Source organism: Pseudonocardia sp. (assembly GCF_050246655.1).
In the GTDB taxonomy this organism is placed as follows: domain Bacteria; phylum Actinomycetota; class Actinomycetes; order Mycobacteriales; family Pseudonocardiaceae; genus Pseudonocardia.
This window is the reverse complement of the sequence record NZ_JBFWVQ010000130.1, coordinates 1-14,123: the sequence shown is the minus strand read 5'-3', so window position 1 is coordinate 14,123 and position 14,123 is coordinate 1. Positions and strand designations below refer to the sequence as shown.

The window sequence follows — 14,123 nt, the reverse complement described above, 5'->3', positions numbered from 1 at the left end:
CTCTCCGGGTGAGGTGGCTGCCGACGCCGCGCTGCGCCGGCGGGTGGGAACTCAGGAGGACGTGCGCGGCAGGTGGCCCGAGCGGACCAGGCAGCCGAGGGTGTCGCAGATGACGCGCGTGGCGAGGAGCGAGGTGATCTCGGCGTTGTCGTAGGGCGGCGAGCACTCCACCACCTCGATGCCGGCCAGCGGCCGGGCGTCGGCGATGATCTGGATGAACTTCAGGACCTCGCGCGGCAGGAAGCCGCCGGGCTCGGGCCAGCCGGTGCCGGGGACGAACGCGGCGTCGAGGCAGTCCACGTCGAAGGACAGCCACACGGCGTCCGCGCCCTCCCAGGCGACGTCCAGCGCGCGCCGGGCGGCGTCCTCGATCCCCATCTCGACGCAGTCGGTGACGGTGAGGATCGTGGTGCCGCGCTCGCGGCCGACCTTCACACCCGGCCGCGGGGCCTGCCAGCCACCGATCCCGATCTGCACGAGGTTCTTCGCCGGCACGTTCGGCAGGTCCGTGGCGTGGAACCACGGCGTGGTGTGCATCCGCTCGTCGAGGTCGGTCTCCTGGGTGTCGACGTGGCGGTCGAAGTGGATGATCCCGAGGTTGCCGCCGTCCAGGTGGGGCGCGACGCCGCGGGTGGTCGGGTAGCCGATCGAGTGGTCCCCGCCGAGCACCACGGGGAAGGCGCCCGACGCGTAGACGTGCGACACGGCCTTGGTGATCTGGTCGAACGTCTTCTCGATGTTGCCGGGGATCGTGAAGACGTCCCCGAGGTCGCAGATCGTGATGGACTCGCGCAGGTCCACGCCCAGCTCAAAGCTGTACGGGCCGTACAGCGCGGAGATCTTGCGGATGCCCTGCGGGCCGAACCGGGTGCCGGACCGGTAGGTGGTGCCGCCGTCGAACGGGGCGCCGAGGACCGCGACGTCGTACTCGCCGCAGCGCCGGACGTCCTCGACGTAGGGTGCCTTGAGGAACGTGTTGATCCCGGCGAAGTGGGGCAGCTCGCCGCGGGAGAACGTGGGGATCGTGCGGTCGACGATGGAGTCCGCACCGGGCAGGCCCAGCTCCAGGCCGCGGGCGATCTCCTCCTCGTGCTTCGTGGTGGGCAGCGCGGCCTCAGCGCGGACGGCGAACGCCGCCTCGGGGCCGTAGTTGTCGTGGATCTCGGCCATCGGCGCCTCCGGTCGGGACACCGGCCGCGGAGCAGCCGGTACCACCAGCTGTCTCCCGGGCTTTTGTCCCGCCGTGGGGCGGCCGGACGGGCCGCCTGCGTCTCTCGGACCAGGCCTCCCGAGGGGGGAGCGGAACCCTAGACGCGCCTCACAGGTGTGAGTCGTGCACCAGTACAGGCACGCTCCGTTGCGCCCCTTGCACGTCCGGGTTACGAGTGCGTGACCTGGCTCTCCCGCCGGCGGCCCCGCGCGAGCCGCCCGTCCGCCGGATCCGCTGAACGGGCCGGGCGTATCGTGGACGGGCGCCCCCGCCGGGGCCGTAGGTCCCGGGCAGGGGTCTGCCCGCATGCGTTCGTTCCGGGGGAGTCGACGTGTCCACCCTGTCCGGCCTGCTCCAGGCCGTGCGAAGAGTTCCCGAGCTCGCCACCACCGCCGAGGCGGTGCGCGAGCTGCGCGCGGTGCAGACGCCCGCGCTCGCCGTCGAGGGCCCGGTGGGGCTGCGGCCGTTCGTGGCGGCGTTCCTCGCCGAGAGCGGCACCGTCCTCGCCGTCACCGCCACCGACCGCGAGGCCGAGGACCTCGGCACCGCCGCCGCCGACCTGCTGGGCCCGGACGCGGTCGCCGTCCTGCCCTCGTGGGAGACGCTTCCGCACGAGCGGCTCTCGCCCCGCTCGGACACCGTCGGGCGCCGGCTCGCGATCTTCCGTGGCCTCGCCGACGCGGCCACCGCGCCGCGGGTCGTCGTCGCGGCGGCACGCAGCCTCATCCAGCCGGTGGCACCCGGCCTGGGCCGCCTCGACCCCGTCCGGCTGCGGGTCGGCGACACCCACGACTTCGACGAGCTCCTGGCCCGCCTGGTCGAGCTCGCCTACACCCGCGTCGAGATGGTCACCGCACGCGGGGAGTTCGCGGTGCGCGGCGGCATCGTCGACGTCTTCCCGCCCACCGCCGAGCACCCCGTCCGGATCGAGATGTGGGGCGACGAGGTGAGCGAGCTGCGCTCGTTCGCGGTCGCGGACCAGCGCTCCGTCGGCGCCGTCGACGAGCTGGACGCGCCGGGTTGCCGGGAGCTGCTGCTCACCGGTCCCGTCCGGGAGCGGGCGGCGGCACTCGCCCGGGCCCACGAGAACGACCCGCAGCTGCGCGAGCTGCTGGACAAGCTCGCCGAGGGCATCCCGACCGAAGGCATGGAGTCACTCATCCCGGCGCTCGTCTCCGGCGAGCTGGAGCTGCTCACCGACCTCCTCCCGCCGGGCTCGGCGGTCCTGCTCGCCGATCCGGAGCGCATCCGCACCCGTGGCGCGGACCTCGTCCGCACGGGACGGGAGTTCCTGGAGGCGTCCTGGCTCGCCGCGGCGAGTGGCGGCGCCGCCCCGATCGACGTGGGCGCGTCCGCGTACCGGGACCTTCCGGAGGTGCTGGAGCACGCTACCGCCACCGGGCGCCCGGTCGTGACCCTCAGCCCGTTGCTGTCGGGGAACCCGGACGCCGTGGCGCCGGACCTGCGCGAGGTGGAGTCCTACCGCGGTGACACCGATCGTGCGATCGCGGACCTGCGTGCCCACGCCGCCACCGGCGGATCCGCGGTGCTGGTGCTGGCCGGGCACGGCACCGCCGAGCGCTCCCTGGAACAGCTGCGCGAGGCCGACGTCGCGGCGAAGCTGGTGGATCCGCTCACGACCGCGCCCGAGCCGGGGATCGTCACGGTCACCTGCGGGCGGCTCGCGGACGGGCTGGCCGCGCGGGGGCTCGTCGTGCTCACCGAGGCCGATCTCACCGGCAACCGGGCCGCCGCGGCCGAGCCGCGCAGGCTGGCCACCCGCCGCCGCAACGCCGTCGACCTCGCCGCGCTGCAGCCCGGCGACCACGTCGTGCACACCCAGCACGGGATCGGCCGGTTCGTGGAGATGCGCGAGCGCACGGTCGGCGGGGCCACCCGCGAGTACCTGGTGATCGAGTACGCGAGCTCCAAGCGGGGCCAGCCCGCGGACCGGTTGTTCGTCCCCACAGACTCCCTCGACGAGATCAGCCGCTACGTCGGGGGCGAGGTGCCCGCGCTGAACAAGCTCGGCGGCGCGGACTGGGCGAGGACCAAGGGCCGGGCCCGCAAGGCCGTCCGCGAGATCGCCGCGCACCTCGTCCAGCTCTACGCGGCCCGCCAGGCCTCGCCCGGGCACGCGTTCGCCGGGGACACGCCGTGGCAGCGCGAGCTGGAGGACGCGTTCCCCTACACCGAGACGCCCGACCAGCTCGTGGCGATCGACGAGGTCAAGGGGGACATGGAGCGGCCGGTGCCGATGGACCGGGTGATCTCCGGCGACGTCGGTTTCGGCAAGACCGAGATCGCGGTGCGGGCGGCGTTCAAGGCCGTGCAGGACGGCAAGCAGGTGGCCGTGCTCGTCCCGACGACGCTACTGGCCACCCAGCACCTCGCGACGTTCGCCGACCGGATGCGCGCCTTCCCCGTCACCGTGCGGGGGCTCTCCCGGTTCACCGACCAGGCCGAGGCCACGCGGACGATCGAGGGTCTCGCGGACGGCACCGTCGACGTCGTCATCGGGACCCACCGCCTGCTGCAGACGGGGGTGCGCTGGAAGGACCTCGGGCTGGTGGTCGTCGACGAGGAGCAGCGCTTCGGCGTCGAGCACAAGGAGCACATCACGGCCCTGCGCACCCACGTGGACGTCCTCACGCTCTCGGCGACACCGATCCCGCGGACGCTGGAGATGAGCCTCGCCGGCATCCGCGAGATGTCGACGATCACCACGCCGCCCGAGGACCGCCATCCCACCCTCACCTACGTCGGCGCCCACGACGACAAGCAGGTCGCCGCGGCGATCCGCCGCGAGCTGCTGCGCGACGGGCAGGTGTTCTACGTGCACAACCGGGTGTCGTCGATCGACCGGGCCGCTCGCAAGGTCCGCGAGCTGGTGCCCGAGGCGCGGGTCGCGATCGCGCACGGCCAGATGAACGAGGACCTGCTCGAGCGCACCGTCGCCGGCTTCTGGCAGAACGAGTTCGACGTGCTGGTCTGCACGACGATCGTGGAGAACGGCCTGGACATCTCGAACGCCAATACGCTGATCGTCGAGCGCTCGGACACGCTCGGCCTCTCGCAGCTGCACCAGCTGCGCGGCCGGGTGGGCCGCGGGCGCGAGCGCGGCTACGCGTACTTCCTGTTCCCGCCCGAGCACCCGCTCACCGAGACCGCCCACGACCGGCTCGCCACCATCGCCCAGCATTCGGGCCTGGGCTCCGGCGCGGCCGTCGCGATGAAGGACCTGGAGATCCGCGGCGCGGGCAACATCCTCGGCGCCGAGCAGTCCGGGCACATCGCGGGCGTCGGTTTCGATCTCTACCTGCGGCTGGTCGGCGAGGCCGTCGCGGCGTTCCGCAAGCACGCCGGTGCCGCGGACGCGCCAGAGGAGGACGAGCCGCTCGCCGAGGTGCGCGTCGACCTCCCGATCGACGCGCACGTCCCGCACGACTACGTCACCGGCGAGCGGCTGCGCCTCGAGGTCTACCGCAAGATCGCCGAAGCGCCGGACGGCGCGGCGCTCGACGCCGTCGTCGACGAGCTGCGGGACCGCTACGGCGAGCCGCCGACGCCGGTGCGCAACCTGCTCGCCGTCGCCGCGTTCCGCCAGGCGTGCCGGGTGCTGGGCGTCGCCGAGGTGGCGCTGGCCGGCACGAGCGTGCGGATCGCACCGGTCGAGCTGCCGGACTCCGCGCAGATGCGCCTGCGGCGGCTCTACCCCAGGTCGGGGTACCGGGCCGCGACGAAGCTGGTCACCGTGCCCCGCCCCGTCGAGAGCGGGCGCATCGGCGGAACCCCCCTGCGGGACACCGAGCTGCTGGACTGGTGCGCGCGCCTGCTCGACGACGTGATCGTCCCCGTGTCACCTGAACGCGCGCCCGTGGCGCCCAAGTCGTAACAGTCACACCCTCGACCCGATCAGCAGCGTTGAGCGACGATGACCGTGCCCGGCGATCGATCGGAGTTGGCCCCGTGACCTCGAACCCCACCTCGCAGCCCGGTCAGTACGGGCAGCAGCCGCCGTACGGCTCGCCGGGGCAGCAGCCGTCGCACGGCCAGCCTCCGCCGTACGGCCGACCTCCGGGGTACGGGCAGCAGCCGCCGCCGCCGGGATACGGCCCGCCACCGGGGTACGGCCCACCACCGGGCTACGGGCAGCCGCCGCCGGGGTACGGCCCGCCACCGGGGTACGGCCCGCCACCGGGCTACGGGCAGCCACAGCCGGGATACGGCCCGCCGCCCGGGTACGGCCAGCAGCCCCAGCAGTACGGGGCCCCGCAGCAGGGCTACGGCGGGCCGCCGGGCCACGTTCCGCCGCATCCAGTGCGGGTGCCACCGGACCTGCTCGCCAACTGGGGCACGCGGGCTGCCGGCCTGCTCATCGACATCGCCCCGGTCTTCGTCCTCTCCATCGTGCTCGTCGGAGTCGCGATCGCGCTCCAGGACCTGACGGTGCTGGTCATCGCTGACTTCGTGATCGTCGTCGTGGCGATCGTCTGGCCGCTCTACAACAACGGCTACCAGCAGGGCGTCACTGGCCAGAGCCTCGGCAAGAGGGTCATGAAGACCAAGCTGGTCGGCCACAGCACCGGTCAGCCGATCGGCTTCGGTTCGGCGTTCGTGCGCCAGCTCGCGCACGTCCTGGAGTTCGGCATCGGCTATCTCTGGCCGCTGTGGGACGACCAGAAGCAGACGTTCGCCGACAAGATCATGTCCACGGTCGTCATCAAGGTCTGAGGTCGGCTGCGGTCCCCGGCACCGCCCGCTCACGGGGCCTTGGCGCGCGTGTGCGAGGCTCACGGCCGTGCGCAGGCAGGTGATGGGTGGTGTCGCAGCCCGGGTGGTCGTCCTCGCCGTGGTGATCGGCGCCCTCGTCAGCGGCTGCGGCAGCGGCCCCAGCCAGGTCGGTGCAGCAGCGATCATCGGGTCGACGGCCGTGCCGACGCAGGACGTCGAGGCGCGCCTCGACCAGGCCCTCGCGCGCACCGAGATCGTGGATCAGCTGAGTGCCCAGGGCGTCATCACCCCGGACATCGTGCGCGACATCGTCACCCAGTCCGTCCTGCACGAGCTGTCGGTGGTCGCCGCGCGGGAGAACGGCATCGTCGTCACGGACGCCGACGTGGACGCCGAGCTGGCCACCCTCGGCGGTCCCGAAGCCGTCCTGGAGCGGTTCCTCGGCGATCTCCCCACGGTCCGCGAGCGGGTGTGGGACCAGCTCGTCGCCGAGCGGCTGGCGACGCAGCTGGCCGGCGGCCTCGCCGTCACCGTCGACATCGCCGGTGTCGCCTCCCGCTCGGACGCCGAGGAGGCGGCCAGGGTCCTCGCCGCGGGCGGGCCGGAGGCGGAGGCGTACTTCGCCGCGAACCCGGAGACGTCGCGGCGCGCCTACGAGTACCGCGCGAGCGCCAACCCGGACGTCGCGATCTCTCCAGTGTTCGGCACCCCGGTCGGCGGGTCGGGCTGGTTCCAGCCGGTGCCCGGCCAGGACAGCTGGATCGCGTTCCACGTCGTGGACCGCCGCACGGACGCCCCGCCGGTGCCACCCGAGATGGACGCCCTGGCGCAGGTCGGCAAGTCCGGGCTCGTCGAGATCGGGATGCGGCAGCTCCAGCCGGTCGCCGACGAGGTGGGCGTGCGGGTCAATCCCCGCTACGGCGTGTGGGACCAGGTGTCGCTTCGGGTGCTCGACGAGGAGCAGATCGCCGGTGGGCTCCTGCCGCCGTCTCCGAGCCGGTCGTGACCCGCGCCGATCCGGCCGTCCACCCGGCCCTTCTCGACGCCGTGGCCGTCATGGACCGGCTGCGCTCGCCCGGCGGCTGCCCCTGGGACGCGGAGCAGACGCACGAGTCGCTGCTGCAGTACCTCGTCGAGGAGTGCTACGAGCTCTACCAGGCCGTCGAGGACGGCGACCGGGCCGCGATGCGCGAGGAGCTCGGTGACGTCCTGCTGCAGGTGCTGTTCCACGCACGCCTCGCCGAGGAGGATCCGCAGGCCCCGTTCGGCATCGACGACGTCGCGGGCGACCTCGTCGCCAAACTCGTCGGCCGCCATCCGCACGTGTTCGGCACCGACCCCGCCGCGGAGCGCGTCGAGACCGCGGAGCACCAGAACCGGCGCTGGGAGGAGCTCAAGCGGTCGGAGAAGCGCCGCGGGTCCAGCGTGGACGGCGTGGCGCACGCCCAACCCGCCGTCGCGCTCGCGGCGAAGCTCGCGAGCCGCACCGCGCGCGCCGGGCTGCCCGCGGACCTGCTGCCGTCCGGCCCCGGCGTGGGGGAGCGGCTGTTCGCGCTGGCCGCGGAGGCGAAGCTCGCCGGGATCGACCCGGAGGCCGAGCTGCGCACCGCCGCGCGCCGGTTCGCCGAGGACGTCCTGGCCGCGGAGCGGTCCGCGTCGGCGGCGGGGCTGGACCCGCACACGCTGGACGCCGACGCGTGGCGGGCACACTGGCCGGCCCCGCCGGCCTGAACCCGCTCGACCCGGCCCCGCGCACCGACCGGGCCCGCCCCGCCCCGCCGAGCGTGCACCCTGTCCGGTCGCAAGCTGACTGGGCGCACAGTCGGCCCGGGGGCGTTCCCGGCCGCACATGCCGGTGGAACCGATCGCCGCCCGGATCCGTCGAAGGCGGCATGATCGACCAGACCCGTCCCTTCCGGGGGTCCCACGCCCTCGCCGCCGGCCACGTCACCAGGGGCGTCCTGTTCGGGCCCCGGTACGTCCGGCTGCTCCCGGACGTGTACGTCGCAGCGTCGGTACCGGTCGACCTGCCCCTGCGCGCCCTGGCCGCCGCGGAGCTGATCGGCGCGACCGGCGCGCTCGCGGGCTACGCGGCGGCGGAGCTGCACGGTGCCCCGTGCAGCCCGCGCCCCGACGAGCCCGTGGACGTCGTCCTCCGGCCGCCGCACCAGCGCCGTCCCGTCGCTGGCCTGCGGGTCCACCGCGACATGCTGCTGCCCGGCGAGCTCGAGCTGCGGGACGGCGTGACGCTGACGTCGCCACTGCGCACGGCCTGCGACATCGGCCGGTGGGCGCGCGACCTCACCGCGGCCGTCGTCGCGCTCGACGCCCTGGCCTGGCACGCACAGATCGACCTGGACGTCCTCCGGGCGGTCGCGGCTCGTCGGGGCCCGCGCGGCGTCCGCCGCTTGCGGGAGGCGGCCCGCTTCGCCCGCTTCGGGGCCGAGTCACCGATGGAGACTCGGGTACGGCTGGTCCTCCTCGCCCACGGCCTGCCGGAGCCGGTGCTCCAGCACCGGATTGTGTGCGGCGACCGGGAGTACCGGCTTGATCTCGCCTACCCGCAGTTCCGGCTCGCGATCGAGTACGACGGCGGGGAGCACCGCTCGCCCGAGCGGGCCCGCAGCGACCTGGCCCGGCAGGCGCGCCTCACGGCCGCCGGATGGACGGTGCTGCGGTTCAGCGCGGCCGAGATCCATCGCAGCCCGCGTGCCGTGGCGGCACGGGTGCGCCAGGCGCTCGCCGAGTGTGCACGTATTCAGGTCGCGGGCTGACGGACCGCACGCTCGACGCGGGGCGGGTCAGGAGACGAGCATGTCCCCCAGGAACCGGTCCGGACCCTGCACGCCCGGGAGCGCGAAGAAGAACCCGCCCCCCTGGCCCTGCACGTACTCCTCCAGCCGCTCCCCGGCGATCCGTTCCTGCACGGTGAGGAAGCCCTTGGAGAGGCTGCGCTGGTAGGAGATGAACGCGAGCCCCTGGTCGAGGCGGCCGGCGCCGTCGAAGCCGCGGGTGTAGGAGAACCCGCGGCGGAGGATCCGGTTCTCCTCGGTCTGCGGGGTGCGGGGGTTCGCGAGCCGGATGTGGGCGTCGAGCGCGATCGTCGTGCCGTCCGGGTCGTCGGCGTAGTCGGGGACGTCGAACTCGTCGTCCATCCCCAGCGGGGCGCCGCTGAGCTTGGTGCGCCCGAAGATCGACTCCTGCTCGGCGAGCGGCGTGCGGTCCCAGAACTCCACGAACATCCGGATGATCTTCATGACCTGGTAGGAGCCGCCGACGGCCCACGCCGGCTCCCCGTCGTCAGGGCCGACCCAGACGAGGGCGCGCATCAGCTCCTCGTCGTCCATGTGGAGGTTCTGCGTGCCGTCCTTGAACCCGAGCAGGTTGCGCGGGGTGCCGCCGGCCGCTCCGGAGCCGGCGCCGCGACCGTACCCCTCGACGATCCACTTGAGGACGAGGTCCCCGCGCGTGCTCCGCATGAGCTGGCGCAGCGCGAACTGGACGGTGTCGGCGTGGTTGGCCTCGATGGTGAGCAGCAGGTCCCCGTGGGACTGCTCGGGCTTGAGCCGGTCGTTGGCGAGGAACGGCATCTCGACGAGCTCGCGGGGCTTGCGGTCCGCGAGGCCGAAGCGGGCGTCGAACAGCGAGGCCCCCACCGCGACGACGACGGACAGGTCGTCCGCCGGCGGCTCCGCACCGAGGATGCCCGAGTCCGTCGGCGGGTAGGCGGCGTTGCGCGTCCGGGGCGGCTCGCCGCTCATCACGGCGCGTGTCTCGTCGCTCAGGGCCTGGAACATGGCCGTGAGGCGGGCCCGGTCCGGCGACTGGACGGAGAACGCTGCCGAGAGCCCGCGGGCGGGGATCGGCAGGGCCGTGATCCCGGTCTGGTTCGCCCCCTCGAACGGGACGTAGCGCGGCGCCGGGATGGCGGCGGGCGCGCACCCGGCCGCGCCCGCCACCAGACCGGTCCCGGCGGCGATCCCGGCGGCACCGGTGACGAAGCGCCGCCGGGAGATGCCTCCCCGCTCGGCCGAGCTCACTGCAGCCCCAGTGCTCCCGCGGCCTGCGAGACGCTCTCGGAGAGGCTCGCGAGCTGAGCCTTCATCGTGTCCACCTGTGCGGTGGTGACGGTGACGCTGGTGCAGCGCGGCGACGGGTACTGGTCGTTCTCCAGGCAGTACAGCTTCCAGCCGTCGCCCTCCCTAAACTGGGCGAGGGTCGTGTCGATGTCGGTGAAACCGGTCTGGATCTTCGCGAGCAGCGCCGGGTCCTTGGCCTGCAGGGCGGGGGTGAGGTAGCCGATGGCAGCCTTGGAGCCCTCGATGTTGGCGTTGAAGTCCCAGAAGTCGGTCTTGGAGTACCGGTCCTCCTCGCCGGTGATCTTGCCCTCCGAGACCTCCTCGATCAGCTCGGACGCCCCGACGGGCACCGTCGCCGGCGGGATCTCCAGCGTCGCGAACTGGGTCTTGAGGGTGGCGAGATCGGCGTCGAGCTGGTCCGCGAACGGCGCGGCACCCTCGGTGGTGTTCTCCTGGAACAGGATGAGCTCGAGGCGGTGCCATCCGGTGAAGTTGGGGTCCTGCTCGTTGGCGAAGTCGTCCACGCGGGCGTCGACCTTGCCGTCGATCTCCTCGACGAGGCCCGCGAGCGGCTCGATGCGCTCCCACGGCTCCCGCGACGGTGCGTACGCGGCCTGGGCGGCCTGCAGGTCGCCGGCGCGGACGGCGTCGGTGAACACCTTGGTGACCCGGATCAGCTCGTCGACCTGGCCGTCGGCGTAGGTCTTGTAGTCCGCGACGGCGGCGAGGATCACGGGGTCGTTCGTCGTACCGGTGGCGCCCTGGAGCCCGGACGCCGCCGAGCCGGTGCCCGGTGTCGTGGTGGGCGGCGCGGCGGCGGTGTTCGCTCCGTCGTCGGTACCACATCCGCTCACCAGGATCGCGACGCCGACCAGGCCGGCGAGCGGGAGCGACCAACGTTGCATGAGGCTCTCCAGAGTTTAGGGGAGCCTGACGTTAGCACCGCCGATCTCTCTCCGTCACCGCTTCGAGCGAAGGTGGTCCGGGTGGAGCAGGACGCTGCCAATCAGTCCTAAAAGGAGGATTAACCAGCACGCGTGCAGCAGCCCGTACCCGCCGCGGTAGTCCGGTAGCAGAACCCGCCAGGGAAGGCTGACGACGTCCAGGCCGAGCACCCAGGTGAACCCGGACGTCCGACCCGCGACCAGCAGTACGGCGTACACCGCGACACCGGCGAGGCCAGCGACGAGCGCGACGAGTCGGGTCGCGCGTCCCGCGTCGGTGAGCCAGACGAGGATCGCGAGCACCGCGAGGGGCAGCACCGCGACGACGTGGCGGCCGGGCCACCAGAAACCGTGCATCGTCGAGGCGACGAAGGTCGCCACCAGCCAGCCGGCGGTGAGCGGTACCAGCAGCACCACCGCACGAGTGGCCCGTTCGTCCAGCCCAGTCGGACGAACGGGCCACTCGTCCGGGACAGGGCTGGAGGCCGGGACGCGGACGGACCTCCTGCGCCGCCGGACCGCCAGGACGACCACCGCCCCGAGCGCGCCGACCGCCGGCACCACCAGCAGGTACGCCGGCTGCCACGCGACCAGTCCGTAGTCGCGGTCCAGCAGCAGCCCGGTGATCCGCAGCGCCCGCCCGGAGAGGTCGACCTCGTCGCCCACCACCGCGAACTCGCCGCCGCGCTCGACGAAGTGGTCGCCGCTCGCGTAGACCGTCCAGCCGCCCCAGACGGCGCGGTGCACCGCGAGGTAGGCGGCCCCGGCCGCCGCGAGCACGCCACCCGCCGCGGCCAGCTGCCCCGCCTGCCCGCGCCACCGCCACGCGCCGAGCAGCGCCAGCACCGCGAGCACCGGGACGTACTTCACCGAGAGCCACGGCACCGTCGCGAGGACGGTGACGAGCCCGGCGAGGCCGGCCCGAGAGGGCGGCCCGGCCAGCAGGGCGACCGCGCAGAGGATCAGCAGCGCCGCCGGCAGCTCCGGGTAGAGCTGCTGGCCGTAGACCGCGAGCGGTGCCGAGGCGGCCGCGATCGCCACCCCGCCCGCCGCGAGCGGTACCGGCACGCCGAAGCGGCGCACGGCCGTCCACAGCAGCACGGCGGCGAGCAGGCCCGCGAGGCAAGCCAGCGCAACCTTCGCCCCCAGCCAGCCGCCGACGGACACCGGCCAGGCGAGCAGCAGGGGCAGCAGGGGGTCGTGGGGACTGATCGCGCTCCCGTCCGCGCGGATCGCGGTCTGCTGCGGGGGTGCCTCGTCGGCGAAGGACCGCCAGCGCTGGAAGGCGAGCTCGTCGGAGATGTCCAGATCGCCGTCCTCGGCGATCGAGAGGGCCGTGAGCAGGTACTGCGTCTCGTCGACCGCGGCGCGCTGCCCGTCCGTCGCCGGGACCGCGACGCCGAGGGTGGCCGCGGCGAACCCGAGCACCGCCACCGCGAGCAGCAGCCACGCGGGTAGCGGCGGCCGGGACACCGCGTCAGCGGTCGAGGCCGGGCTCCGTCGCCAGCCGCGCCCGTACCTCACCCAGCGCCTCCTGGTACTCCGGGCGGGGATCCATCGCGGCGGCCATCCGCAGCTGCGTCTGGGCCTCGGCGAGGCGGCCCTGCCGCTGCAGGGCCTTGCCGAGTGCGAAGCGGGCGTAGTGGTCGGCGGGGTCGATGTCGAGGACGCGCTCGAACGCCTCCTCGGCGCGGTGCAACTGGGCGGAGTTGAGATAGGCACGCCCGGCGAGCAGCTGCACGGAGGCGTCGTCGGGCCGGTCTGCCAGCAGCGGCAGCAGCGCCTGGATGGCGTCCAGCGGGCGGGCGCGGGCCACCAGCATCTCGGCGCGGCGGAAGGACTCGAACAGGTCGTCTGCCGACTGACTCGTCATGGTCGGTCATACGTTAGGTGCCCGGCGGCGGATCCGCGAGGGCGTGACGTGATCTGAGGCCGTGCGTCCCCCGGTAGGTGTCGAGCGGCGGTTACCCTGGCCGCCGACTTCACCGCGAACGGAACGGGAGCAGGCGTGGCTGTCATCGAGCAGGTCGGAGCGCGCGAGATCCTGGACTCGCGGGGGAACCCGACGGTCGAGGTCGAGGTCGCCCTCGACGACGGGACTCTGGCCCGCGCAGCCGTGCCGTCGGGCGCGTCGACGGGCGAGCACGAGGCGGTCGAGCTGCGCGACGGCGACCCGCTGCGCTTCGGCGGCAAGGGCGTGGAGAAGGCCGTCGCCGCGGTGCTGGACGAGATCGGCCCGGAGCTCACCGGGATGGAGGCCGTGGACCAGCGGGTCGTGGACCAGCGCCTGGTCGATCTCGACGGCACCCCGGACAAGTCCCGGCTGGGCGCCAACGCGCTGCTGGGGGTGTCGCTGGCGGTGGCGAAGGCGGCCGCGGAGTCCTCCGGGCTGGAGCTGTTCCGCTACGTCGGCGGCCCGAACGCGCACGTGCTTCCCGTGCCGATGATGAACATCCTCAACGGGGGCGCGCACGCCGACACCTCCGTGGACGTTCAGGAGTTCATGATCGCCCCGGTGGGTGCCGAGACGTTCCGCGAGGCGCTGCGCTGGGGCGCGGAGGTCTACCAGGCGCTCAAGTCGGTGCTCAAGAGCAAGGGCCTCCCGACGGGCCTCGGCGACGAGGGCGGCTTCGCCCCGGACCTGCCCGGCACCCGGGCGGCGCTGGACCTCATCGTCGGCGCGATTGAGAAGACCGGCTACCGCCTCGGCCGCGACGTCGTGCTCGCCCTGGACGTGGCCGCCACCGAGTTCCACTCGGACGGCACCTACTCCTACGAGGGCCGCAAGCTCACGTCGGCGGAGCTCTCGGCCGTCTACGCGGAGCTGGTCGACGCCTACCCGCTGGTCTCGATCGAGGACCCGCTCTCCGAGGACGACTGGGACGGCTGGGTGGCGCTCACGTCGGCGCTGGGCGGCAAGGTGCAGCTGGTCGGCGACGACCTGTTCGTCACCAACCCCGAGCGCCTCGACGACGGCATCGAGCGCGGCGCGGCGAACGCGCTGCTGGTGAAGGTCAACCAGATCGGCACGCTCTCGGAGACCCTGGACGCCGTGACGCTCGCGCACCACGCCGGCTACCGCTGCATGATGAGCCACCGCTCCGGCGAGACCGAGGACACCACGATCGCCGATCTCGCCGTCGCCACCGGCTGCGG

Annotated in this window: 11 protein-coding genes and 1 riboswitch; of the genes, 6 read left to right on the top strand and 5 right to left on the bottom strand. The window is 73.5% G+C overall.

What is annotated here, in order from left to right; all coding sequences use genetic code 11:
* Positions 1-51: 51 nt before the first annotated feature.
* A complete protein-coding gene (locus tag AB7J25_RS26645; RefSeq protein ID WP_428513384.1) occupies positions 52-1,170 on the bottom strand; it encodes an agmatinase family protein in 1,119 nt (372 codons plus the stop codon).
* Between the two features lie 50 nt (positions 1,171-1,220).
* Positions 1,221-1,322: riboswitch (guanidine-I (ykkC/yxkD leader) on the bottom strand.
* Positions 1,323-1,550: 228 nt separating this feature from the next.
* On the opposite strand from AB7J25_RS26645, the gene mfd reads away from it, so the two are divergent.
* The 5 genes from mfd to AB7J25_RS26620 all read left to right on the top strand — a co-directional run bounded on the left by mfd (position 1,551) and on the right by AB7J25_RS26620 (position 8,718).
* Positions 1,551-5,105 carry a transcription-repair coupling factor gene (mfd, locus tag AB7J25_RS26640; protein ID WP_428513386.1) on the top strand — a complete coding sequence of 1,185 codons (3,555 nt, stop codon included), beginning with the start codon at positions 1,551-1,553 and terminating at the stop codon, positions 5,103-5,105.
* A 74-nt stretch (positions 5,106-5,179) separates the two neighbouring features.
* Positions 5,180-5,944, top strand: a complete 765-nt coding sequence (locus AB7J25_RS26635; RefSeq protein WP_428513382.1) for an RDD family protein — start codon at positions 5,180-5,182, stop codon at positions 5,942-5,944.
* Positions 5,945-6,011: 67 nt separating this feature from the next.
* Complete coding sequence (locus tag AB7J25_RS26630; RefSeq protein ID WP_428513380.1) at positions 6,012-6,950, top strand: SurA N-terminal domain-containing protein; 939 nt, start codon at positions 6,012-6,014, stop codon at positions 6,948-6,950.
* Positions 6,869-7,675 (top strand): MazG family protein, encoded by an 807-nt coding sequence (locus AB7J25_RS26625; RefSeq protein WP_428513378.1) that lies wholly within the window; start codon positions 6,869-6,871, stop codon positions 7,673-7,675. The genes AB7J25_RS26630 and AB7J25_RS26625 overlap by 82 nt, the downstream gene beginning before the upstream one ends.
* Positions 7,676-7,836: 161 nt before the next feature.
* Positions 7,837-8,718, top strand: coding sequence for a DUF559 domain-containing protein (locus tag AB7J25_RS26620; RefSeq protein WP_428513376.1), 882 nt, complete (start codon positions 7,837-7,839; stop codon positions 8,716-8,718).
* Positions 8,719-8,745: 27 nt separating this feature from the next.
* Here the strand turns inward: AB7J25_RS26620 and AB7J25_RS26615 are convergent, their stop codons facing one another.
* From AB7J25_RS26615 to AB7J25_RS26600, 4 genes are read right to left on the bottom strand one after another with little or no spacing between them, the layout of a single operon-like run.
* Positions 8,746-9,984 carry a Dyp-type peroxidase gene (locus AB7J25_RS26615; RefSeq protein WP_428513374.1) on the bottom strand — a complete coding sequence of 413 codons (1,239 nt, stop codon included), beginning with the start codon at positions 9,982-9,984 and terminating at the stop codon, positions 8,746-8,748.
* Entirely contained in the window at positions 9,981-10,928 is a 948-nt protein-coding gene (gene efeO, locus AB7J25_RS26610) for an iron uptake system protein EfeO (RefSeq protein WP_428513372.1), read from the bottom strand. Before efeO ends, AB7J25_RS26615 begins: the two co-directional genes overlap by 4 nt.
* Before the next feature lie 54 nt (positions 10,929-10,982).
* The gene (locus AB7J25_RS26605) at positions 10,983-12,440 is read right to left on the bottom strand and encodes a glycosyltransferase 87 family protein (RefSeq protein ID WP_428513370.1); all 1,458 of its coding nucleotides are present in this window, start codon (positions 12,438-12,440) and stop codon (positions 10,983-10,985) included.
* A 4-nt stretch (positions 12,441-12,444) separates the two neighbouring features.
* Entirely contained in the window at positions 12,445-12,840 is a 396-nt protein-coding gene (locus AB7J25_RS26600; RefSeq protein ID WP_428513368.1) for a tetratricopeptide repeat protein, read from the bottom strand.
* 135 nt (positions 12,841-12,975) lie between these two features.
* Between AB7J25_RS26600 and eno the strand changes: the two genes are divergently transcribed.
* Positions 12,976-14,123, top strand: a 1,148-nt coding sequence (eno, locus tag AB7J25_RS26595; protein WP_428513366.1) for a phosphopyruvate hydratase, incomplete at its 3' end; no start/stop codon positions are given.